Origin of the sequence: Antarcticibacterium flavum, assembly GCF_006159205.1 — a bacterium.
GTDB lineage: Bacteria > Bacteroidota > Bacteroidia > Flavobacteriales > Flavobacteriaceae > Gillisia > Gillisia flava.
This window is the reverse complement of sequence record NZ_CP040812.1, coordinates 1,857,238-1,880,209: the sequence shown is the minus strand read 5'-3', so window position 1 is coordinate 1,880,209 and position 22,972 is coordinate 1,857,238. Positions and strand designations below refer to the sequence as shown.

Annotated in this window: 22 protein-coding genes and 1 tRNA gene; 13 read left to right on the top strand and 10 right to left on the bottom strand. The window is 43.7% G+C overall.

The window, feature by feature from the left end:
- Positions 1 to 72: 72 nt before the first annotated feature.
- Positions 73 to 642, bottom strand: a complete 570-nt coding sequence (locus tag FHG64_RS07815) for a transposase (protein WP_139065875.1) — start codon at positions 640 to 642, stop codon at positions 73 to 75.
- 363 nt (positions 643 to 1,005) lie between these two features.
- Complete coding sequence (locus tag FHG64_RS07810) at positions 1,006 to 2,289, bottom strand: NAD(P)/FAD-dependent oxidoreductase (RefSeq protein ID WP_139065874.1); 1,284 nt, start codon at positions 2,287 to 2,289, stop codon at positions 1,006 to 1,008.
- A 78-nt stretch (positions 2,290 to 2,367) separates the two neighbouring features.
- On the opposite strand from FHG64_RS07810, the gene FHG64_RS07805 reads away from it, so the two are divergent.
- Positions 2,368 to 3,081, top strand: a complete 714-nt coding sequence (locus FHG64_RS07805; RefSeq protein ID WP_168191333.1) for a DUF547 domain-containing protein — start codon at positions 2,368 to 2,370, stop codon at positions 3,079 to 3,081.
- 499 nt (positions 3,082 to 3,580) lie between these two features.
- Here FHG64_RS07805 and FHG64_RS07800 read toward each other — a convergent pair whose 3' ends face one another.
- From FHG64_RS07800 to FHG64_RS07775, 6 genes are all read right to left on the bottom strand, one after another.
- The gene (locus FHG64_RS07800; RefSeq protein ID WP_139065873.1) at positions 3,581 to 3,901 is read right to left on the bottom strand and encodes a GIY-YIG nuclease family protein; all 321 of its coding nucleotides are present in this window, start codon (positions 3,899 to 3,901) and stop codon (positions 3,581 to 3,583) included.
- Between the two features lie 272 nt (positions 3,902 to 4,173).
- Positions 4,174 to 4,986: a purine-nucleoside phosphorylase gene (locus FHG64_RS07795; RefSeq protein WP_139065872.1), complete on the bottom strand. Its 813-nt coding sequence runs from the start codon at positions 4,984 to 4,986 to the stop codon at positions 4,174 to 4,176.
- A complete protein-coding gene (locus FHG64_RS07790) occupies positions 4,983 to 5,597 on the bottom strand; it encodes a TIGR04282 family arsenosugar biosynthesis glycosyltransferase (RefSeq protein WP_139065871.1) in 615 nt (204 codons plus the stop codon). The genes FHG64_RS07795 and FHG64_RS07790 overlap by 4 nt, the downstream gene beginning before the upstream one ends.
- Positions 5,598 to 5,633: 36 nt before the next feature.
- Positions 5,634 to 6,695, bottom strand: coding sequence for an arsenosugar biosynthesis radical SAM (seleno)protein ArsS (gene arsS / locus FHG64_RS07785; protein WP_139065870.1), 1,062 nt, complete (start codon positions 6,693 to 6,695; stop codon positions 5,634 to 5,636).
- Between the two features lie 427 nt (positions 6,696 to 7,122).
- Positions 7,123 to 7,458, bottom strand: a complete 336-nt coding sequence (locus tag FHG64_RS07780; RefSeq protein WP_139065869.1) for an arsenosugar biosynthesis-associated peroxidase-like protein — start codon at positions 7,456 to 7,458, stop codon at positions 7,123 to 7,125.
- A gap of 435 nt (positions 7,459 to 7,893) precedes the next feature.
- Positions 7,894 to 8,073 (bottom strand): hypothetical protein, encoded by a 180-nt coding sequence (locus tag FHG64_RS07775; protein WP_139065868.1) that lies wholly within the window; start codon positions 8,071 to 8,073, stop codon positions 7,894 to 7,896.
- A gap of 687 nt (positions 8,074 to 8,760) precedes the next feature.
- Between FHG64_RS07775 and FHG64_RS07770 the strand changes: the two genes are divergently transcribed.
- From FHG64_RS07770 to FHG64_RS07730, 9 genes are all read left to right on the top strand, one after another.
- A complete protein-coding gene (locus FHG64_RS07770) occupies positions 8,761 to 9,780 on the top strand; it encodes a helix-turn-helix domain-containing protein (RefSeq protein ID WP_139065867.1) in 1,020 nt (339 codons plus the stop codon).
- A 509-nt stretch (positions 9,781 to 10,289) separates the two neighbouring features.
- Positions 10,290 to 10,628 carry a type II toxin-antitoxin system RelE/ParE family toxin gene (locus tag FHG64_RS07765; RefSeq protein WP_139065866.1) on the top strand — a complete coding sequence of 113 codons (339 nt, stop codon included), beginning with the start codon at positions 10,290 to 10,292 and terminating at the stop codon, positions 10,626 to 10,628.
- A 1-nt stretch (position 10,629) separates the two neighbouring features.
- Complete coding sequence (locus FHG64_RS07760; protein ID WP_139065865.1) at positions 10,630 to 10,920, top strand: helix-turn-helix domain-containing protein; 291 nt, start codon at positions 10,630 to 10,632, stop codon at positions 10,918 to 10,920.
- 514 nt (positions 10,921 to 11,434) lie between these two features.
- On the top strand, positions 11,435 to 11,911 hold the full coding sequence (locus FHG64_RS07755; protein WP_139065864.1) for a UpxY family transcription antiterminator: 477 nt from the start codon (positions 11,435 to 11,437) through the stop codon (positions 11,909 to 11,911).
- A gap of 456 nt (positions 11,912 to 12,367) precedes the next feature.
- On the top strand, positions 12,368 to 13,483 hold the full coding sequence (gmd, locus tag FHG64_RS07750; protein ID WP_139065863.1) for a GDP-mannose 4,6-dehydratase: 1,116 nt from the start codon (positions 12,368 to 12,370) through the stop codon (positions 13,481 to 13,483).
- 64 nt (positions 13,484 to 13,547) lie between these two features.
- Positions 13,548 to 13,919 (top strand): GxxExxY protein, encoded by a 372-nt coding sequence (locus FHG64_RS07745; RefSeq protein WP_139065862.1) that lies wholly within the window; start codon positions 13,548 to 13,550, stop codon positions 13,917 to 13,919.
- A gap of 575 nt (positions 13,920 to 14,494) precedes the next feature.
- Positions 14,495 to 15,733, top strand: a complete 1,239-nt coding sequence (ltrA, locus tag FHG64_RS07740) for a group II intron reverse transcriptase/maturase (RefSeq protein WP_139064915.1) — start codon at positions 14,495 to 14,497, stop codon at positions 15,731 to 15,733.
- A gap of 109 nt (positions 15,734 to 15,842) precedes the next feature.
- Positions 15,843 to 16,814 carry a GDP-L-fucose synthase family protein gene (locus tag FHG64_RS07735; RefSeq protein WP_139065861.1) on the top strand — a complete coding sequence of 324 codons (972 nt, stop codon included), beginning with the start codon at positions 15,843 to 15,845 and terminating at the stop codon, positions 16,812 to 16,814.
- A gap of 101 nt (positions 16,815 to 16,915) precedes the next feature.
- Positions 16,916 to 17,308 carry a hypothetical protein gene (locus FHG64_RS07730; RefSeq protein WP_139065860.1) on the top strand — a complete coding sequence of 131 codons (393 nt, stop codon included), beginning with the start codon at positions 16,916 to 16,918 and terminating at the stop codon, positions 17,306 to 17,308.
- A gap of 1,051 nt (positions 17,309 to 18,359) precedes the next feature.
- On the opposite strand, the gene FHG64_RS07725 is transcribed toward FHG64_RS07730, so the two are convergent.
- Both FHG64_RS07725 and FHG64_RS07720 read right to left on the bottom strand, forming a co-directional pair.
- Positions 18,360 to 19,682, bottom strand: a complete 1,323-nt coding sequence (locus tag FHG64_RS07725) for an L-lactate MFS transporter (RefSeq protein WP_139065859.1) — start codon at positions 19,680 to 19,682, stop codon at positions 18,360 to 18,362.
- Positions 19,683 to 20,800: 1,118 nt separating this feature from the next.
- Positions 20,801 to 20,873 (bottom strand) — tRNA-Phe (locus FHG64_RS07720).
- A 118-nt stretch (positions 20,874 to 20,991) separates the two neighbouring features.
- Between FHG64_RS07720 and FHG64_RS07715 the strand changes: the two genes are divergently transcribed.
- From FHG64_RS07715 to FHG64_RS07710, 3 genes are all read left to right on the top strand, one after another.
- Positions 20,992 to 21,723: a type III pantothenate kinase gene (locus FHG64_RS07715; protein WP_139065858.1), complete on the top strand. Its 732-nt coding sequence runs from the start codon at positions 20,992 to 20,994 to the stop codon at positions 21,721 to 21,723.
- A gap of 166 nt (positions 21,724 to 21,889) precedes the next feature.
- A complete protein-coding gene (locus tag FHG64_RS19580) occupies positions 21,890 to 22,150 on the top strand; it encodes a hypothetical protein (RefSeq protein ID WP_246054342.1) in 261 nt (86 codons plus the stop codon).
- The gene (locus FHG64_RS07710; protein ID WP_246054340.1) at positions 22,147 to 22,965 is read left to right on the top strand and encodes a hypothetical protein; all 819 of its coding nucleotides are present in this window, start codon (positions 22,147 to 22,149) and stop codon (positions 22,963 to 22,965) included. The genes FHG64_RS19580 and FHG64_RS07710 overlap by 4 nt, the downstream gene beginning before the upstream one ends.
- The last annotated feature ends 7 nt before the right edge of the window (positions 22,966 to 22,972 follow it).

Below are 22,972 nucleotides of genomic sequence, written 5' to 3'. Positions count from 1 at the left end.
TCCTCGTAATTAGACCTCACAGGTTTCAAAAACCTGTGAGGTCTGGAGCGTCCTCAAGATGGAAATCTATTCTTACTCCAGGAACTTTGAACCTTCCATCTCTTTTATTTCTTCCTGCCTTAAATTATGGCAACTTATAAAATCTTCCCGACCACCAAATAATTCATAAATTTCTTCGGTTTTTACGAAACTTTTCTCCCCTGAAGCCAAAGGTAAATATGAGGAATATTTATATAAAGAAAAGTCTGAAATCATTCCATGATTTACAGGATTCATGTGAATATAAAGAACAAGAGTCCTAAGATAATCCTCATCCTGAATTCTTATTCTTTTAAATCTATCCTGAAACAAGCTTCCTCTTCTTTCATAGGCTATATTTATAGTCTTGGAATAAGCATTAAATAAGTTTGAAAAAGCCCTGGAAATGAGTTGCCCCTCAATTTCCTCTTTTGTGCGAACCAGTAAATGAAAATGATTTTTTAATAAGCAGTAGGAATAGATATCTGCAACAGGGGTAATGTGTCTATCTAAAAGTCTAAGGAAGTATGAATAATTTCTGTTTTCAATGAAAATGTCCTCCCGGTTATTGCCGCGATTGAAAATGTGGTAAAATCCATCTGCAACTAAAGGTTCGTATTTCATTATTGAAATATTCTTTTTTAGTAGACCTCACAGGTTTCAAGAACCTGTGAGGTCTGAAATATTCTTAAGAGTTAATATAAAGATTATTTGGAAGAAATAAGATCATGTTTTTCTTTCCCCTTCTCTGAAGCTATATTATTTATCTTTCTAAAAAGACCTCACAGGTTGGAAAAAACCTGTGAGGTCTGGGTTTTAGAACTGTGAGTTTTGAAATATCCTTAGGAATTAATTTATAGATAATTTATAAGAAAGAAGGCTATATTTTTCTCTCCCACTTCTCCAAGAATTATATTTTTCATCTTTCTAAAGAGACCTCACAGGTTGGAAAAAAACCTGTGAGGTCCAGGCTTTTCGAAATTATACTCACCCCACCATACTCTCCCTAAAACTACCAAATATCTCCTTTTCATACCTGTCATAAAACTCCGGATCAAAATTGGCAAGTCTTAAGTTCGCCAGGACATGCTGGAGACTTCTCTCTTCTGTAAGCCAGCGGTCAAAAATCTCGTGGCGCATTCTTATTCCGAAAGTATTGATGCCCTGGAATCGGTTGTTTTTAGGATCAAAGGCTATAGTGATCCCTTTGGTGCCATCCCGGTGCTGCCAGTGGAAGTGGCGGTGGTTTTCGTTCTCCTGTGCCCACACCCTGCCGTAGGTTTGATATTCAATGTCAAAGAATTTGGCCGAATTGAACCAGTGTCCCGGATTGTAGGCCATCTTGGTGCCGGTGAGGGTTTGCCCCAGGGCTTCCCCCATCATCCTGCCGGTATACCAAACAGCTTCCACGGGAGCCCTGTCAGCCGGTGTTTCCCTGTGCTGGGCGCAGTCGCCTATCGCATAAACATCCGGAAGATTCGTTTGCAGGTACTCGTCGACCAGGATCCCTGCATCGGTTTCCAGTTTGCTGTTCTTCAGGAAGTTGATATTCGGTTTTACGCCAACACATAAGCCGACTAAATCACAGGGAATCTCTTCTCCTTCAGCAGTAAGAACAGCTTTTACCCTTCCGTTATCATCACCAATGATCTTCTCCAGGTTGGTGTTGTGCCTAAGATCAATGCCGTGGCTTTCCACGTGGCGGGAGATCATCTTCGCATCCTGCTCTGGTAATACATTTCCCCAGAATCCGTTTTCACGAATTAGCATAGTAACGGGAATTTTCCGGGTGTGCAGCATCTCTGCCATTTCCACGCCTATGAGTCCGCCGCCAATGATAACCGCCCTTTGGCAGTTTTCAGAATTCTGTTCCAGCAGGTCCAGATCCTGCAAGCTTACGAGCCCCTGCACCCCTTTTAGATCTTCTCCTTGCCAGCCAAAGGTTTTATAGGAAGAACCGGTGGCAAGCACCAGTTTATCATATTTCATAGGTTCCCCAGATGAGAAGTGAAGTGTTTTCTCATCGAAATTCACCTTTTCTACCCAGGCTTTTTTCAGCTCGATCCTGTTCTTTTTCCAGAACCAGTCCTCATATGGTTTGAGATGTTCGTATCTCATATGGCCCATAAAAACATACATAAGGGCGGTGCGGGAGAAGAAATGATCACTTTCGCCGGAGATCACGGTGATCCTGTGGTTAGAAAATTTCCTCACGTGCCTCGCTGCGGTGATCCCTGCAATTCCGTTGCCTATTATAACAATATGATCCATAGAAATGAGTAATTTAGAAGACCGAAAAAATTGACATTGAAGGAATAGGTATGACGTTGATTCTTAACAAATGTATATATGAAAAAGTTTATTCTGCTCCTGTGCTTCTTAATTTTTACTGCTGAAATTTCAGCCCAGGAGCATTCCCGCTTCTTTGATCTGGCTGATGATTTCTTTCAGCAATACACACATAACGGACAGGTAAAGTACGCAGAAATTCAGCAGAATCCCAAGGCATTGAATGAATTGTTGGCAGTGGCGAAAAAAACCCGTATCCCTTTGGAGAATGAAGCCGAATTCAAAGCCTTCTGGATCAATGCCTATAACCTCGCCACGATCAACGGGATCGTGCAGGAATATCCCGTGGCTTCCCCTATGGAAATTGAGGGGTTCTTCGACAAAAGAGTTCACAGCCTTGGCGGTAAAAGCCTCACCCTGGATGAGGTTGAACACGAGGTCCTGTTCGGAAATTTCCCGGAGGAAGCGCGGTTCCACTTTGTGCTGGTATGCGCCGCAAAAGGCTGTCCGCCGCTGCTCTCCCGCGCCTACCTGCCGGAAACCCTGGAACAACAGCTGCAATCCCAAACCGAAAAAGCCCTGAATGATCCCAGTTTTGTGAGGGTGCAGGGAGACAGGGTGCTATTTTCTGAAATCATGAAATGGTATAAGGATGATTTCACCCGGGGTGGGGGATCATTGATTGAATATGTTAACCAGTTTAGGAAAACGCCGGTTCCTGCTGGGCGTGAAGTGGGGTTTTTTGAGTATGACTGGGGGTTGAATGGGGGGTGAGATTTTTCTTCTTTCCCTCTCTTTGTCACCCTACGGAGCGCTTTTTCGCGCGACAAACCACCCATTTTTTGTCATCCTGCGGAGCGCTTTTTCGCGCGACTAAGGATCTCTTGCGGTGAAGGAGTTTTGTGGCATTCCTGAAAGCATCTGCGGTAGGAGAAGCGAATTTGCGTATTGTGAGATGAGCGGCATAAGCTGTTGTATGAGAGCAACGGTCTCTTCCCGCTGCACCGGCTGTAGGGATTCCTCACTTCGTTCGGAATGACAAACCACCCATTTTTTGTCATCCTGCGGAGCGCTTTTTCGCGCGACTAAGGATCTCGGGCGGTGAATGAGTTTTGTCGATTTCCCAGATGCATCTGCGGAAGGAGAAGCGAATTGCGCTTTTCTGGTTAAGCGCCATATGCCGTTTTATGTGAGCAACGGTCTCTTCCCGCTGCACCGGCTGTAGGGATTCCTCACTTCGTTCGAATGACAAGCGGGAAATTTAATCCCGATATTAAAGGTTAATGAAAAAATGATGATTCAAAAATTCCCATTTCGGATTATTTCTTGAAATTAGTTCCTCTTTCTTTTTCCTCGTCCAAGACTTTATTTCCTTCTCCCGTGCTATTGCTTCCTGGATCCAGGTGTACTTCTCATAATGCACCAGAAAAAAACAATTATATCGCGCGGTAAAAGACTGTTCTCTTTTTTCAGCACCTTCTTTATGCTGTTGCAAACGAATTCTTAGATCGTTTGTCACTCCTGTATACAGCACAGTTTTATGCTGGTTGGTGAGGATGTAGACATAATATGTGTGATGACCTTGAATGCGCATATTGAAAGATAATAATTTTCGGCTTTTTTCTTCCTTTACGCGTTCGGAATGACAAACCTCCCTTTTTTGTCATCCTGCGGAGCGCTTTTTCGCGCGACTAAGGATCTCTTGCGGTGTATTATCGCCATCGCTTTCCAATGAACATCTGCGGTAAGAGAAGCGGATTTGCGTATTGTGAGATGAGCGCCAGAGGCCGTTGTATGTAAGCAACGGTCTCTTCCTGCTGCACCGGGAGTTGAGATTCTTCACTACGCTCAGAATGACAAAAACCTTTAAATTCGTTTAATCAACCCCTTAAACAACGTGATCATCTGCGGCTCGGCTTGCTGGGCCATGGCGATAATTTCCTGGATGTCTACGGGCTGCAGATTGTCGGGGTTGCCTTCATCTGTTATTACCGAGATGGCCGAAACCGGTAAATTAAGGTGATTGGCGACGATCACTTCGGGGACGGTGCTCATTCCCACGGCATCGGCTCCTATGATCCTCAGGTATCGGTACTCTGCGCGGGTTTCCAGCTGGGGGCCAAGGACCGCGGCGTAGACACCTTTGTGCAGTTTTATTTTATTTTCTCTGGCGATCTCCTCGAGGATGCTGTTCATTTCAGCATTATAAGGTGCGCTAAGGTCGACGAAACGGGTACCCATTTTGTCCACACCTTTGAAAGCGAGAGGAGAACCAGGCTGAAGATTCAGGTGATCATCCAGCAACATAAGCTCTCCTTTTTTATAATCGGGATTTAACGAGCCGGACGCATTGGAAACCAGGAGTTTTTTAACTCCCAGCAGGTGCATCACTCTCACGGGATAGGTCACGTCAAATTGGGTATAACCTTCGTAAAGATGGAACCTTCCCTGCATCACCACCACTTTTTTACCTGCCAGAAGTCCGTAAATGAGTTTCCCTCGGTGGAATTCCACGGTGGCTGTGGGAAAATTGGGAATATGATTGTAACTCACCTCTTTGAGGATCTCAATTTCGTCTATCAGCTGCCCCAGGCCGGTGCCCAGGATAATGCCTATTTCAGGTTTATCAAACCCTTTATCTATGAGGTAATCTGTAGTTTCGTGTAGTTGTTTGATCATTTCTTTAAATGTTGAAAAAATTTCTGAAAATCCCTATGCTCCTTAATATCCTCAAAGGTATCAACATCGTTTAATTCCTTCAGCAAAAAAACCTGCTCATTTTTAAGGTCGGTTAAAGTGTCTTCCAATACAGAAGATGTACTCCAGAATTTATTCTTAAAAACTTTTAGCGTGGGTTTTGTCATTCCCAGAAGATAGTATCCGCCGTCTTTGGCAGGTCCCAGGACATAATCATTTTCTTTAAGGCTGCTGAAGGCTTGTTTTATTTCTTCGGAAGAAAGCTCGTAAATATCACTTCCAACTATAACCACCTGTTCATAGCCACTGCTGAAAGCCTCCTGAAAAGCCTGCTGCATTCGGTCCCCCAGGTCTTTACCCCGCTGCACTTTTTTCTGAAAAGCCTCTTCTTCCCAAATATCGTTCTGCTGAAGGTTTTCGGAATAATAAACTACTTTATCGTAAGGCAGGTCTTTGGTGATGCCGTGGGTATGTTGAAGCAGAAATTTGTAGATATCCATCGCCGCCTCGTGGCCCACATCGGCAGCCAGCCGCGTCTTGACCCTGCCGGGTTGCAGATTCCTGATGAAAATAATTAAAAGCTGAGATGCCAATTCCAGAAGTTTTTTAGTCAGAAGCCAAAGGTAATTTTATTTTGTCACAGTTCCCTGGCAGCTGCTCCCTGCTCCCGCGGTACAGCCGTAGCAATGCTGTGAAATCAGGATCTCCCGGTCATTTAGAAGGGTTTCGTTGTAGTCGCTTATGTGTTGGACCTTGCTGTCCACCTTCATATCCAGCATCTGGTTGAAATCGCAGTCATAAAGCCAGCCGTCCCAGCTTATGGAAATGGTGTTGGTGCACATCACATTCTCCACCGCGACGGGATTGTAGGCCTCCACCAGGGCGTACATATAATCCTCGTAATTTTCAGATGCTATAAGGTACTCCAGGAAACGGCTAATCGGCAGATTGGTGATCGCAAAGAGGCTGTTGAAATCTATATCAAAATCCTTCTTCAGCGCTTTTTTGAAATCCCGTTCCATGGAAGCCTGATCTGTAGGTAAAAAAGCTCCTGCGGGATTGTACACCAGATCGAGCTTGAGATCTGTCCCTTCCTGGGCATATCCCACGGCATTTAGCATTTGCAGCGCCTTTATGGATTTATCGAAAACTCCGTTCCCGCGTTGTTTATCGGTTTTTTCTTTTTTGTAGAATGGGAGGGAGGAGACGACGTGGACTCTGTGTTTTTTAAAGAATTCCGGCAGATCGTGGTATTTTTTATTGGCAAGGATGATCGTAAGATTTGAACGGACGATGAAGTCTTTGATCCCCGCTTTGGAAGCTTCCTCCACAAACCACCTAAAATTCGGATTCATCTCCGGTGCCCCGCCGGTAAGGTCCAGGGTATGGGCGCCGGTGGTTTTGATCACCTCCAGGCACTGCAGCATGGTCTCTTTTGTCATTATCTCCTTCCTGTCCGGCCCCGCATCCACGTGGCAATGCGAGCACACCTGATTGCACATATATCCCAGATTAAGCTGCAGGATCTCCAGCGCCTTTGGTTTCAACGGATAATTACCAGATTGCGCGATCTTATCTTTAAACAGCGGCAGTTCCCCGTCCCCAAAGATCCCGTTGCTCAAATATTTTAACTGATTGGCGGGCTTTGAAAGGTCGTTCTTTCTTGCTGCCAGGGATTTGGAAATAGTCATTAGTCGTTAGTCTTTAGTCGTTAGAGCCTGCGGAGTTTGTTCGCTGCGCTCACGTTTGTTGTTTGGGGTTTGTTGTTCGGTTCGATTCTATTTTTCTGTTCTTCGAGATTAATTTTTATTTAACCACGGAGTTAATGGAGTTGGGCACGGAGTTGCACGGAGTTCTCTGGAGAACCAAGAGTCAAGAGACAAGAAGCAAGACAAAAATATCTGTCTTCTGCTAGCGCGCCTTAACTTTTCAATGTCCTGTGTCCACTTTGTTGAAGGTCTAACAGCGAAGCGTCCTATACTCTATATTCTTGGAGCGCAGCGGTCTTTTTTAACCTACACTACAACCTACAACCTACAACCTACAACATTTTCAACTGGCAACTGACAACTGACAACTCACAACTCACAACTCACAACCGACAACCGCCAACTCCCCCTACATACTCAGCTTCTTATACTTATTCATCATCTGCACCCCATGCACCAGCGTCGCGCCGCTTTTTATTGCTGCTCCCACGTGTACGGCTTCCATCATTTCTTCCTTTTCAATTCCACGTTCCAGGCCGTCTTTGGTGTAGGCGTCTATGCAGTACGGGCATTGGACCACGTGGGAAACCGCTAAAGCGATGAGGGATTTCTCCCTGGCACTCAGCGCTCCTTCTTCAAAAACCTTCCCGTAATAATCAAAGAACTTGCTGCCCAGTTCCTCATTCCACTCTGTAATATCCCCAAACTTCCTGAGGTCGGCAGGATCGTAATATGTTTTGCTCATAAGCTCATTTTTATTTTTGTCTAAAATATTGGAATAAAATTACGCGGGCAAGGAAAATGGGTTCTCAGTTGTCGGTTGTCGGTTGTCGGTTGTCGGTTGTCGGTTGAAAATGTTGTAAGTTGTAAGTTGTAGGTTGTAGGTTGTAGGTTGAAAAAAGTGGAAAGTGGAAAGTGGAAAGTGGAGAGAGGATAGTCGGGACGTGTTAGGTTACAGGAAAGCTGTTCCTGTCTACTCCGTGAAACTCCTTTTGAAACTCCTCGAACTCCGTAGTTAAAAAAAAGAATATTGTCGAAAATCCCTGAATTAGCCTCGCCAGAAAATCTCAACAACAAACAATAAACACCAAACCTCAAACACCGTAGGTATCCACGGAATTCGTCAAAATTCGTGCAATCTTTTTCAGCGCAATCCGCTATAATCCGCGCAATCTCTTTTTTAGAAATCAAGCCAGCCGGAGAAGGCTGCGATTATTACCAGGACTACAATAATTGCAACCACTATCAATAATACATTTGATTTGGGTTTGTTGCGCTCAACTTCAGTAGACTGGTTTCTTGCGTGTTCCTTGTCATGAGGAGTAGGGACGGGTGTCGATTTATCGCTTTCTTTGCTCATTTTAGCTGGTTGTTGGTTTCTTCAACAAGGTATTCAAAATTAAGCAAAAAGTAAAACGACAGCTACGTGAAAGATTTGTTATAATTCAGAAAAAGGAAAATTAGAAAAGATAAAAGCAACCGGTGTTATCTTTTCCTTTTGCGTAGCGTTTTCATAATTTTCCGCATCAAAAACACTGTTATAGTAATGATGAGAAGTACTTCGAGGCCCAGTAAAATGTAGAAAATTGTCATAGCTATAATTATTAATTGAACGGGAAACTACTATAGCTGCCTCAGAAATTAAGAATGTAAATATCTGATAATTAATTATTTTCGATTGCCGTATAACAAATTTAGTTTACTGTTATTCACAGGTTCTTAACAATTATTTTCTGAAAAATATAACTGATAATTGTAGGGCCTCTTGCTGTTTATTACTTGTAGAGGAGTTTTAGGGGCATAGTGGGCACAAATTCCGCAGAAAAAATTAAAGATTTTATAAAATTTTAATAATTGATTAAGAATCGTCTATTTTCTATGAGTAGGTGATTTTAACGTTATTCGCATTATTATTAGTTTGTATCCCATATTTAGCTTGTTTTAAAAAATCTTACCTAAAGGTTATGTTAATTTTGGACAGAAGAATCATTTTCGGAATGGTTGTTTCTTAAATTTATAAAAAACTAAATTTCCGGGCCCGCCTTATATGAGAATTGATGTCAAAACCTTACCGGTAAACGAGATAATAACAGATCTTTCCAAGCATCTTGACACCCCTGTGGATAATCGGGATGCCGAGTTGCTTATCCAGCTACCTGAAAATCTGGGGGAGGGATATATTAAAGGCTCCAGTTTTGACTGCGGGATGGGGATCATTTCCTATAACTGCAAATTTCATGAGGACACCGAGATATGCTTTACTCTTAATACTGTCCACCCTTTAAAATTCATTTTTTGTTCTGAAGGGGAGGTGGCACATGCTTTTCAGGAAAGCGAAGAACTGCATAAGATCGAAGCGTACCAGAATATTATAGTTTCCAGCAGTGGGTATAACGGCCATAAACTTTTCTTTAAAGCCAATGTGCGTACGCACGTTTCCAGTCTTGAGATCATAAGAAGCACCTTTGCCCACCGAACCAATTACGGCTTCCGCGACCTGGAACCTACTCTTAAGGAACTTTTTAAGGACGCCGTGTCAAGCCAGCAATTCTTCTACCAGGGAAATTACAGCATACGTGCTGCAGATCTTATGGAGGAACTCAACTCCAGAGATTATACCGGGTTTCTTCGTTCGCTTTACCTGGAAGGAAAATCTTACGATATGCTGGTGATCCAGATCGCCCAGTACCAGGATGACGAATCGGTAGACCGTTTACCCACGATCCTTCGAAAATCTGATATCGAAAAAGTAGACTACGTTGCCCGCCGTATCCTTGGGGACCTTGGGAGCAATCTTACCGTGGAAAGCCTGGCCAAGGAAGCCGGTACCAATGTGAACAAACTTCAGGAAGGCTTCAAGTATGTCTATGATCTTACGGTGAATAAGTTCATTCAGCACAAAAAACTGGAGGCTGCAAAGGATATGCTGCTCACCACAGATAAAAACATTTCTGAAATAGTAACCGCCATTGGCCTCAATAACCGAAGTTACTTTTCCAAGATCTTCAAGGAAAAATACGGGGTGAACCCGAAGTATTTTTTGAAGACGAGGAAGGCGGAGGTGTAGCCCCCCGGCCCCCAAAGGGGGAGCAAAAGAGAAAGAAACGCTTGCTGCTGGAATCAAGAATCAAGACCGCTTCGCTGCAGGACCTGTGTTGGTTGTAGGTTGTAAGTTGTCGGTTGAAAAAAGTTGTAGGTTGTAGGTTGAAAAAAGTGGAGAGAGGAGAGAGGAGAGAGGATAGTCTGGGCGAGTAAAAGAAAGACCGCTGGCGCTGCGAGAATCTAGAATCAAGACCGCTTCGCTGCAAGACGGGTGGAAGTTGTAGGTTATAGGTTGAAAAAAAGTGGAGAGTGGAGAGTGGACAAAGGATAATCTGGAAGCTGCCCTGTAGCCCCCGAAGGGGGAGTAAAAGAAAAAGATCTTTTTTTTCATTTTTTGCATCCGTAGCGTATAATCCTCTTTCTATAGAGATGTGGTGCTATTCCGACATTCTCAATGCTTCCAAATAGCTGTTTTCTCACTTATTATTTATTTCTTTTTCCTATATTAGTATACTAATTAGTTAACTTTGGCGGGTGGTAAGACAAATAATTTTTTATAAAAAATTTTTCGTTGATTTCTATAGAAACCAGGAAGGGAAGGTTCAGGAAAAGATTGAATATGTTTTAGATTTAGTTCGGTTTGAAAGACAGGTACCGGTTAAATTTTTTAAAGCACTTGAAAACACAGATGGTCTTTACGAAGTTAGGGTAATTACAGCTTTCAAAAGTATCAGGATCTTATGTTTCATGGATGAGAGAAACTTAGTAGTTCTTGTCAACTGCTTTGTCAAAAAAACTCAGAAGACACCAAGAAAAGAAATCAAACTTGCCGAAAAATTAAAGAAGGAATATTTACAAGAAAAAAATGGCTGAGATGAAAAATATAACAAATTTTGAGGACCTCCTCATTCAAAAATACGGAAAGAAAGGAACTTCAGCCCGTGAAAAATTTGATTCAGATTCTCTTTCTTTTAGACTTGGTGTTATGCTGAAAGAAGCTAGAAAAGAGGCTAATCTTACACAAGAAGAACTTGCAGAACGTACGGGAACTAAAAAAAGCTATATTTCCAGAATTGAGAGAGGGTTAAGTGATATTCAGGTTTCCACCTATTCCAAGCTAATTGAAACCGGACTTGGAAGACATCTTAAGATAGAAATAACTTAAAAAAAATTAACCCGCTGGCGCTGCTGGAGTATAGAGTCTGGATCGCTACGCTGCGAGACTTTTAAATGTTAGGTGGGTGAAGAGAATGGAATTTTTTGTCTCTTGATTCTTGGCTCTTGTCTCTTGTCTCATTTTCTAACAAACTCCGTGTACCTCCTTTTTAAAACTCCGTGGCACTCCGTGGTTAAATACAATTATTCTCGAAAAAAAGAAACTTAGCCTATCCACATAGATCCAACACCAAACACCAAACTCCAAACTCCAAACCCCAAACAACAAACAGAAAAAACTTCCAAGCACCAAATTCCCAACGGTAAACGGCAAACGGTAAACAGAAAACAACACCAAACACCAAACACCAAACACGACGGATCTAACGATTAAAGACTAACGACTAAAAACGCATAATCCAAAAAATTTATCTTAAATTTGAAATTCGATCTCGTTTAGCCCCGGTATTTCCGGAACACCCTACTAACCGGTGCGGGCAATGACGACTAATCTTAGCAAATAGATGAACTGGTATGTGATATACACCAAACCCCGATGGGAAAAACGGGTGGCTACCCAATTGGAGGAAATGGAGATAGAAACCTATTGCCCTGTGGTAACAGAGGTGCGACAGTGGAGTGACCGCAAGAAAAAGGTGGTGACCCCGCTTTTTAAATCTTATGTATTTGTTAGACGGAATGAAAAAACCCGGGAGGAGGTTTTCGAAGTTCCGGGGGTGATCCAGTATCTTTTCTGGCTAGGCAAACCCGCCATTGTGAAGGAAAAAGAAATTGAGACCATCAAGAGCTGGCTCAATAACGACGAGATTGAGATCGTCTCCACAGACCACCTCTCCCCCGGAGATCAGGTAACCATAGCTGAAGGCGACTTCAAAGGCCAGGAAGCGATCATTCAGAAGATTGGAAAAAAACGGATGAGACTCGTCTTAAGGTCTATGGGTTATGTGGTGAATGTTAGGTCTTCAGATGTGGTTGAGTAGTATTGAGTAGTTAGTATTGAGTAGTGAGAAAAAGAGTCTAGAGTCTAGAATCTAGAGGCTGGACTTGTTTTGAGGAAGCGAGAGTGGCTTTCCTTTTCTAAGCTGTATATTGTATACTGTAAAGTGTACATTGTTCTTTATTTCGGGTCTCGTTCTTAGATAAGCTTTAAACATAAACGAGTAAAATTTTGTTCCAATTTTTTAAACACGGAGTGACAGGAGTTTTAACTCCGTGAAACTCCTTTTTTAAACTCCATTAAAAACTCTGTGGTTAAATTACCATTAGCCTCGAAAAAATAAGATTAACCTCGCAACTATAAGTCAAACCTACAACCTACAACCTACAACCTACAACAATTGATAACCGACAACTGACAACCGACAACCAACTTTTCCCTATATTTAAATCCCAAAAACTCCGCGGGAATCCGAACTAATCCGCGAAATCCGTTTTTAATGAAAAAAATTGCACTCATCACCGGTGTTACCGGCCAGGATGGAGCTTATTTAAGTGAATTCCTTATAAAGAAAAACTATATAGTCCACGGACTCAAGCGCCGATCGTCACAATTCAATACCGACAGGGTGGACCATCTCTACCAGGACCCCCACGAGAAGGACCGAAATTTTATTCTTCACTACGGTGATATGACCGATAGTACCAACCTTATTAGACTTATTCAGGAAATTCAGCCTGATGAGATCTATAACCTGGCGGCGATGAGCCACGTGCAGGTGTCTTTTGAAATTCCCGAATATACCGGTAATGCCGATGGCCTTGGAACCTTGCGCATCCTGGATGCCTTGAGGCTGCTGGGGCTGGAGAAGAAGACGAAGATCTACCAGGCTTCCACATCTGAGCTTTATGGCAAGGTGCAGGAAGTGCCGCAAACGGAGAAGACGCCCTTTTATCCGCGTAGTCCTTATGGGGTGGCGAAGCTCTACGCCTACTGGATCACCGTGAACTACCGGGAGGCCTATGGCATGTTCGCCAGCAACGGGATCCTCTTTAACCACGAATCACCCAGGAGGGGAGAGACCTTTGTGAGCAGAAAGATCACCCGCGCCGTGGCGAGGATTGCTCTTGGGCTGCAGGATAAATTCTACTTGGGGAACCTGGATGCGAAGCGTGACTGGGGCCACGCGAAGGATTATGTTCGAATGATGTGGATGATCCTCCAGGCACCCGAACCCGGCGACTGGGTAACCGCCACCGGGGTGTCAACATCTGTAAGAGACCTGGTAAGAATGGCCTTTGCTGAAGTGGGAATAGAACTGGAATTCCGCGGGAAGGGAGTGGAGGAGAAGGCGTTTGTAAAATCCTGCAGCGATGAAAAATCTCAGCTTGCTGAAGGAAAGGAAGTACTGGCGATAGATCCAAATTATTTTAGGCCTGCTGAAGTGGATCATTTGGTGGGGGATTCAACTAAAGCGAGAACTGTATTAGGGTGGGAGCCAGAGTACAACTTAAAAGCATTAGTAAATGAGATGGTGCAGAGTGACATAAAGCTTATGGAGAAAGAGAGGTACGTCAAAGATGGTGGGTATGATATTTTGAATAATTTCGAATAATAAGATTTAACCACGGAGTTAAAAGGAGTACGGCACGGAGTTACACGGAGTAAATTAAAGTAAAATGGAGTTGAGTTTATTATCTGAGAAGATTTTGAAATGTGCTTTTAAAGTTCATTCTGAATTAGGGCCCGGACTGTTGGAGAGTTCTTATGAGGAATGTCTATATTATGAGCTTCAGCAAATGGGTTTAGAGGTAGAAAAACAAAAAGCGCTGCCACTTATCTATTACGAAGTAAAACTCGATGCAGGTTACAGGGTGGATATTTTAGTTGAAAACAAAATAGTGGTTGAGGTAAAAGCAGTAGAAGCACTAAATGACGTACATACCGCCCAGGTTCTAACATATCTAAAACTATCCGGATGTAAAGTAGGTTTGCTTATGAATTTCAACGTCACCTCATTAAAAAATGGAATAAAAAGATTAGCTCGCTAGCAATATCAACTCCGTGAAACTCCTATTCCAACTCCTTTTAAACTCTGTTTGTGCCGTGAAGTTAAAGACGGCTGAAGTTCTTTAACATGCTGTAATAAAGATGATACAACTCTTAGCAATAAGAGCGGAGTATCGGCAACGCTGTTCAGGCGGGGTTGCCAAACCACCCTGTGCTGCAAAAGCCGTAAGGCCGCTGTGGTGAACGTTCAGGGAAAAGGTGGAACAAATCCATCAGGTAGGGATTTAAGAGATGAATGCAAATGAATCGCTGATGAAGTAACGAAATCGCATAGTTGTGTGGCAAAATCGCATTATGCTGAGGATGCAGAGATAAGCACGGCGGAAACCTGATTTACTGGCCGTGTGCCCACCGTTATACAGGCGACATGACTTATATCCGGGCTTTATTACGGAACTCGGGATCTCCGTTTCAGGGAACTGTGAAGAGCAGGGAAACGGAAGTCGGACCGAACCATAGTAGTGATGATGTCCTGTGAAAGCAGGAAGGAGCGAAGGGTTCGGGTTATTCAGTTGAATGTTCACTACTACAACCGATAAAAAGGGATGATTAACAAATGAATGTACACGTAAAGAAAACAGTACCAATTGAGTTTTCACAGGTGGTGAAAGCTTACCGCAAGGTGAAAAAAGGGGGTAAAGCCGTTGGGATAGACAACCAGAGCTGGGTTGAGTTTGATAAACAAACTGAGCGCAATCTCTACGTTATCTGGAACCGATTAGCCTCTGGCAGTTACCACCCTCAGGCTGTCCGAGAAGTAGAGATACCTAAAAAGGACGGCAAGGTGCGCAAATTAGGAATCCCAACCCTTAAGGATAGAATAGCCCAACAGGTGTTGAAGGATTATATGGAAAAGCGGATAGACCGGCTCTTTCATGACAACTCGTATGGTTACAGGCCACTAAAGAGTGCACACGATGCCGTTGAACAGGTCAGGCAGAACTGCTTCAAGCAGGACTGGGTGATAGATATGGACATCAGTAAGTTCTTTGATGAAATGGATCACGAGTTGGTGCTAAAAGCGACCCAACACGTTATGGACGAAAAATGGGTGAAACTGTATGTAGAGAGATGGTTAAAGATGCCTGTCCAGAAGAAGGATGGCACCCTGCAACAAAAAGAAGGAAAAGGAACACCTCAGGGAGGTGTGATAAGTCCTTTGCTTGCCAATCTGTATCTACACTTCTCCCTTGATATGTGGCTGAGCAAACACTACCCTCAGGTAAACTTTGTTAGGTATGCAGATGACATCGTCATCCATTGCAACAGCAAGGAAGAAGCGGAAATGGTACTTGAGGCAGTCAAACAAAGACTGACTGAAGTAAAGCTACAGGTCAACGAATCCAAAACACGCATCGCTTACTGTAAGGATTACAAGCGGAAGGAAAAACACGAGACGGTCAAATTTGAATTTCTGGGCTTTAGCTATCAGCCAGGAGCGAGAATAGGAAAATTTGATGGTCAAATTTATACTGCCTTCACAGCAGAAATCAGTCAATCCAATCAAAAGCGGATTAGAGAGATTATTAGAGATAATAAGTTATGGAACAACACAACGTTGGATATAATGGACATAGCCAAAAGTCTCAATATGAAACTTATAGGTTGGATAAACTATTACAGTAAATACAGCAAAAATAAACTAAGACGCTCACTAATAAAGGTAGATTCACGACTGATCAAGTGGATGAAAAACAAATACAAGATCAACACCGGAAAATCTATCATTAAGCTCAAACAGATAAAACAGTTAAAACCCAACCTGTTTTATCATTGGCAAACTGGTTACTGTTGATTTATAAAGAATAACACGAGCCGTATGACGGGAGACTGTCACGTACGGTTCTGTGAGAGGCTTAGGGGTGAAACTCCCCATTGCCTACTCGGCGGTTAAAAAAAATAAGATGGAAAAACACTCTCGAATATACATAGCTGGTCATAAAGGAATGGTCGGCACCGCCATTTGGAAGAAGCTCCAGGCTGAAGGCTATTCAAACTTAAACGGCAAAACATCAAAAGAGCTCGATCTAAGAAATCAAAAGGATGTAAACAATTTTATTAATTCAGAAAGACCTGATGTAATAATTGATGCAGCCGCCAGGGTTGGAGGCATAATGGCTAACAAAGAATACCCCTACCAGTTCTTAATGGAAAACCTTCAGATGCAGAACAACCTAATAGACGCCGCTTACAGGAACGATGTGCAAAAATTCATCTTTCTCGGCAGTTCCTGCATCTATCCCAAGCACGCCCCGCAGCCTATCAAGGAGGAATACCTCCTCACCGGCAGCCTGGAGCCTACGAATGAGTTCTATGCCATCGCCAAGATTGCCGGGGTGAAGGCTTGTGAGGCGATCAACAGGGAGTACGGCAGGGATTTTCATTCCTTGATGCCGACCAATTTATACGGTCCCAACGATAATTTCGATCTGCAGACCTCCCACGTCCTGGCGGCGATGATAAGGAAATTTCACGATGCTAAAATGAAATCTGAAAAAACCGGTCACAGGGAGCCTGTCGAACTCTGGGGCACCGGCACGCCCTTCCGCGAATTTCTGCACGTGGAGGACCTGGCAGATGCCGTGTGCTTCGCGATGGAAAACAATCTGCCGGAAAACCTGTATAACGTCGGCTCCGGAAATGAGCTCAGCATCAAAGACCTCGCAGAACTCATCCAGAAGATAGTTGGCCATCAGGGCGACATCCACTGGGACTCCTCAAAACCCGACGGCACCCCCAGAAAACTAACCAGCATCGATAAGCTGAAACGGGAGGGATGGGAGTCGAGGATTTCTCTCGAGGAGGGAATTCGTAGTACGTATGAGTGGTTTTTGGAGCAGGAAGGTGGGTATAAGGAGGTTAGGATTAATAGTTAAGACTGACATTTGAATGAATGTAACTTTAACATTTAAACATTTGCACATAATCTAAAAATTTTGTTAATTTAAGAAATGCTAATTATTCATCCCTACTTAATATGACAGCACTGGCTTATAAATCTTCGCTCACTTCTTCTTACTACAAGATGGACAATGTTCTCTACGAGATCCGTGATCAAAAAGGATTGTTGAGGAACAATAAATATGAAGCCTGGAAGGAAGAGGTGCTGAACGATCTGTTACAAGCCGGATTTATAAAAGTGGAAGAGGATCTTTACACCATAACCGAAGAGGGCAGGGAAGTGATCAACCAAGATAGTTTTTTATACTATAACAGAAGGATTAATCTTGAGAAACAGTTTTCTGAAGAGGAGGACCGCGAGGGCGGACTTTTTAAGAATTTTTGGTTGCTTCTTTTTGGAGGTAGCCTTTTAGGGGTAGTGATGCTTTGGTTCTTAATGAAATTTGAAATCGCAAGTTTTTTGTTTTAAGTGTTATAATAGTTTTTATTGGTTTTTAATAAAGAGTGCCCCGGGAGGGGCATTTTTTGTTCTAAGAATATTGGGTGGAAGGATTAATAATGGGATGATCTAAGGGGCGGGAGGCTGGAGTCTAGAGACTGGAGACTAGACTTTTTTCTACCCCTAAATCCCCTAAAGGGGACTTTTGATCTTAGTAAAAAGTGGTCTTAAAAAGAAGAACGTTAGCCCCCTTGAGGGGGTTGGGGGTTTTGGGAGCAGGCTTTTTTCATTTTCAGCATGAATCTCTTTTGTACCTCAATAACGGCTCCTTCCCTTTTTTCAAGGGAAGATGGATTGATTGGCTAAGAAGATAATTCTGGTAACGAAAATTCCTTCAGCCAATCAAGACGGAAGGGTTCAATGCGGGGAAGACGGTTCTTAAGGCACGAGAGTCATTCGTGAGGACCTTCTCCGCTTGGTTTAATTGTTTTACAGAGATATATCCCCGTCACGCTGTGCCCACCCCGCCCTGCGGGCACCCCTCCGCAGGAGGGGAAATGTCGTGTTCTAAATTTTCGGGGTAATCCGCCAAAATCCGGGTAATTCTTTGGCACAGGGGTATAATGGAAAAAGAGTTAGTTCAATTTTCTGAATTCTCCTTCCGCAGCTGCTCAAAAGAAAACGACAAGCTCATCCCCCGCCAGAGATCCTTAGTCGCCAGAAAAGCGCTCCTCAGGATGCCAAAAACGACGGCCGCACTCTTCTTGTCATTCTGAGCGCAGTGAAGAATCCCAATTCCCGGTGCAGTGGGAAGGGACAGTAGCAAGTACAGAAATCATTTTAGGTCATCTCACAATTGGCAAATTTGCTTCTCCTCCCGCAGCTGCTCAAAAGAAAACGACAAGCTCATCCCCCGCCAGAGATCCTTAGTCGCCCGAAAAAGGGCTCCGCAGGATGACAAAAAGCGGGGGAAATCCCAACCTTGTTCGAACAAACCTCGCAGGTTTTTTTTAACCTGTGAGGTTTTCTTAGCAAGAAAATCAACCTCGCTATTTATAATTATCAATAAAAGTTTTGAGATCTAAGATACCCCCTCAGCAACACCAACCGTCTTCACCTCACCTGCAATCTCCAAAGCACTCTCTTCCATCTTTCCAACCTCCACATTCTGCTTTTTGATCTTCTTGATCTCACGCGCCATCAAAATAGAAATCACCAACGCCACACCCAGCAATCCAGCAAAGAAATACAGGGTGCTGTTGTAGCTATTGGTAGCTGTTCTCACCCAGGCGGCAAACAGCGGCCCGGCTAAGCCGGCCAGGGCCCAGGAGGTTAGGATATATCCGTGAATGGCACCCAGCTGTTTGGTGCCGAAGACATCTCCAATATATGCCGGGATAGTGGCGAAGCCACCACCGTAACAGGAGAGGATTACAAACAGCACTACCTGGAATAAAAACGCGTCTTTAATTCCCGGCAACAAAGCAAAGGCGATGATCTGGATCGCAAAGAAGGTGCTGTACATGGCGGGCCTTCCAATAATATCAGATAGGGACGCCCAGCCAATCCTGCCCACTCCGTTGAATAATCCCATAATTCCCACCATCGTAGCTGCAGCTATTACGGTTAATCCGACATTTTCCTGTGCCATGGGAGAGGCTACAGAGATGATCGCGATCCCGCAGGAGACGTTGATGAAAAGCATCAACCATAAATACCAGAACCTCCTGGTTTTTACTGCTTCATTCGCGGTGAGCTGGGATAGGTCACCTTGGATCTTCTTTTTTCCGGAATCTATCGTAGCTTTAAAACCTTTTGGCAGCCAATCCTTCGGCGGTGGCGCGAGATACAGGGATGATAAAAAGATCACCACGAAATAGAGGCTGCCCATGATAAAAAAGCTGTTGGCCAGTCCCACAACATCAATCAGATAAACTATCAGCGGACTACTAATTAGAGCCGCGAAGCCGAAGCCCATGATGGCAAGTCCGGTCGCGAGTCCGCGTCTGTCCGGGAACCATTTCACGAGGGTGGAAACCGGGGTGATATATCCCAGGCCGAGTCCAATTCCGCCGAAGATGCCATAGAAGAGGTAGAGCAGATAAATGGACTCCAGGTAAACCGCGAGTCCGGAGCCCGCAATCCCTATTCCGAAGAAAGCAGCGGCAAGCATTCCCGATTTCCGCGGACCTTTTTTCTCCAAATAGTGCCCCAGGAAAGCAGCCGACATCCCCAAAAAGAAGATCGCGAGGCTAAAAGTGAACTGGGTGTCTTTAAGCTCCCAGCCAAATTGTTCAATAAGCGGTTTGGTATAAACGCTCCAGGCATACACCGCCCCTATAGAAATATGAATCCCAACTGCAGAAGCCGCAATAAGCCACCTGTTCTTCACCGGTTGTTCCATGAAATGATCTTTTGTGCAAATTCAAAGTAGTAAAGGAAGGACAGGAGAGGTAAATAAAAAATGACGAAAGTCATATGAGCGAGAACCAAGAGACAAGAACCAAGAGACAAGACGAGAGGGGAAAAGAGGCTGGAGTTTAGAGTCTGGAGGATAGCCTTTTTCCTGGGTTTGAAAAGCCGCTAAAGGGGATTTTTGATTGCACCCGCAAATTGGTCTTGAAAAGGAAAATTTCAGCCCCCTTGAGGGGGTTGGGGGTTTTGGGAGCAGAATACTTTTTCCGCCTCCCTTTAGGGCGGGGCAAAGCGGGAAAAGACTTTTTGGCATGAATATTTTTCCTCCCGCAGATGCTCAAAAGGAAAACGACAACATTCATCCCCCGCCAGAGATCTTTAGTCGCCCGAAAAAGGGTTCCGCAGGATGACAAAAAAAGGGGAGAATCCCAACCTTGTTCGAATAAACCTCACAGGTTTTTTTTAACCTGTGAGGTTTTCTTAGAAAGAAGATCAAACTCGGTAGTCCATTGGAAAGAAAGCGGAGAAATACTAAGTAGGAAAGTTTAGGGCCATGGGCGGGAGTGTTTGTAGGAACGACTCTATTTTTCCACGCCACCACCCCGTCCGCTAAAGCGTCCACCCTCCCGATCCATATCGGGATTGAAAAAAGGAGGGGAGCCCTTTGATTCGTTTTCAAAAGAATTTATTTAGGGAATTGAGTGGCTGGAAATTAAAATTAAATCCGAATTCCGCATTGCTCGCTTTTGCTTCGAGTTTAATCCCGGTCACGAAGGTCCCACCCCGCCCTGCGGCCACCCCTCCGCAGGAGGGGAAACTTAGTGATCTAAATTTTCCGGGAAATCCGCCAAAATCCGCGTAATCCTTTTAACTCCGTGAAACTCCTTTTTCAACTCCTTTGAAACTCTGTGGTTAAACAAAAATTAGCATCGGAAAAAGAAAATTACCCTCCCAAGAAAAAACCAACAGAAAACAGCAAACGGAAAACGGAAAACAACACTAAAACCCAAACAACAAACAACAAACTCCCCTAACGACTAACGACTAAAGACTAACGACTACCTCCACAAACGAAAAAACCCAAGACTTTCGTCTCGGGTTTTTAAGTGGTGCCTCCAGGAATCGAACCAGGGACACAAGGATTTTCAGTCCTTTGCTCTACCAACTGAGCTAAGGCACCAGTTGCTTTGATTGCTGTTATGCTTTCAAGCGGGTGCAAATATAATTTCATTTTTATTAACCCACAAAGGAAAATTTAAAAAAATGCTTTTGTACCTTGGCTTTTTTATTCAAAATCTATGAACCTGGTTATTGATATTGGAAATACGCTCGTGAAAATGGCTGTTTTCCAGGATGCTACCCTCCTCAAAAAGAAAACCTCCCTGCGGCAGGATTTTTTTAAAAATCTTGAAGAAATTTTTCAAAACTATCCAAATATCACTCATTCCCTCTTGTCGGTAGTTGGAAAAACCCCTGCGAAGTTGGAAGAAAAGCTTCGGGAAAAGACCATTCTCATCACCATGGACCGGGAGTTGCCACAGGTGTTTAAAAATAAATACGCCACGCCCAATACGCTGGGGCAGGACAGGATCGCCCTGGTTTCGGCTGCTTCAAAATTATATGCACAGCAAAATGTGCTGATTATCGATGCGGGAACCTGTATCACCTATGATATCCTAAACTCTCAAAATGAATATTATGGCGGTGCTATCTCCCCGGGACTGCACATGCGTTACAAAGCCATGCATACGTTTACTGAAAAATTGCCGTTATTAGAACCGGAGGAGGAAGTGAGCCTCACCGGTAACTCTACCCGCGGCAGTATGCATAGCGGGGTTATTTTTGGCATCACGGCAGAAATTGACGGGATCATTGATGCTTATAGGGCTCAGTATAAAGAATTAACAGTAATTTTGACGGGCGGGGATGCACAATTTTTGTGTAAACGATTAAAAAATAGCATATTTGCCAACTCAAATTTTCTCCTCGAAGGATTGAATAATATTTTAGAATTTAATAAACCTCAATGATCAAACGATTTTTTATAATCGTGGCCTTATTTTCCACAGTGCTAGCGGCTGCGCAAGAGGGTACTTCCTCACCATATTCATACTACGGGATAGGCCTTACTAAATTTAAAGGGACGGTAGAGAACCAATCCATGGGGGGCTGAGCATCTTTTCAGATAGTATACACGTGAACCTTCGCAATCCTGCGGCTTATGGTAAACTTAAGCTTACCACCTACACCGTGGGTGGCAGCCATACCAGGACCAATATGGAAACTTCCAGTGAGAGCGAAAGCGCCCAAAACACTTCGCTTGATTACCTGGCTATAGGTATCCCAACCGGGAAGCTCAATTTTGGGCTTGGACTTATTCCCTTTACCTCTGTGGGTTACAGGATAGAGGATCAAAATAATGATGTGTCCAACCGGTTTACCGGCCGGGGGGGATGAATAAGGTTTTCCTCACCACTTCCTATGCTTTTACTGAAGATTTTAGCCTGGGTGTGGATGTGAACTATAACTTCGGAAATGTTCAAAATTCCCGCACATTCTTCGAAAGGAATATACAGTACGGTACCAGACAGATAAATCGTACAGATCTTAGCGGATTTAACCTGAATTTTGGTGCCGATTACCGAAAGAGAATAGCACCAAACCTGAATCTACATGCTGCAGCCATTTATTCCCCGGCAATGGATATCACTACCAACAGGATGACAAATACGTCCAGAGTGCAGGTGAATAATGCAGGGGACATTGCGGTGCTTCCCGGTTCTACAGATGTGAACCTGCCCGAAAGACAGGTATCCCTACCCGGGCAGTATACCCTGGGTGGTGGAATAGGAAAACCCAATAAGTGGTTTGTTGGAGCAGAATATACCGCAATACAGGCGGCAGAGTTCAATTTAAATGCCGGGCCAAGTACGTTACCCTTTGCTTATGAAGATGCAGCACAATACAGGCTGGGTGGGTTTTATGTGCCCAATTATACCTCTATGACAAATTACCTTAACCGCATCGTATACAGGGCGGGAATACGATTTGAAGAAACCGGTCTAAACCTCAATAATGAGAGCATTAACGAGTTTGGCATATCTTTTGGATTAGGGTTACCAGCAGGATCTAATTTTTCTAATGCGAACCTGGGTTTTGAGTATGGTCAGCGCGGTACAACAAACTCCGGATTAATAAAAGAAAACTTTTTTAAACTATCTTTGAGTTTATCATTAAGCGAAAGATGGTTCCTGCAAAGAAGATTTGATTAACCACATA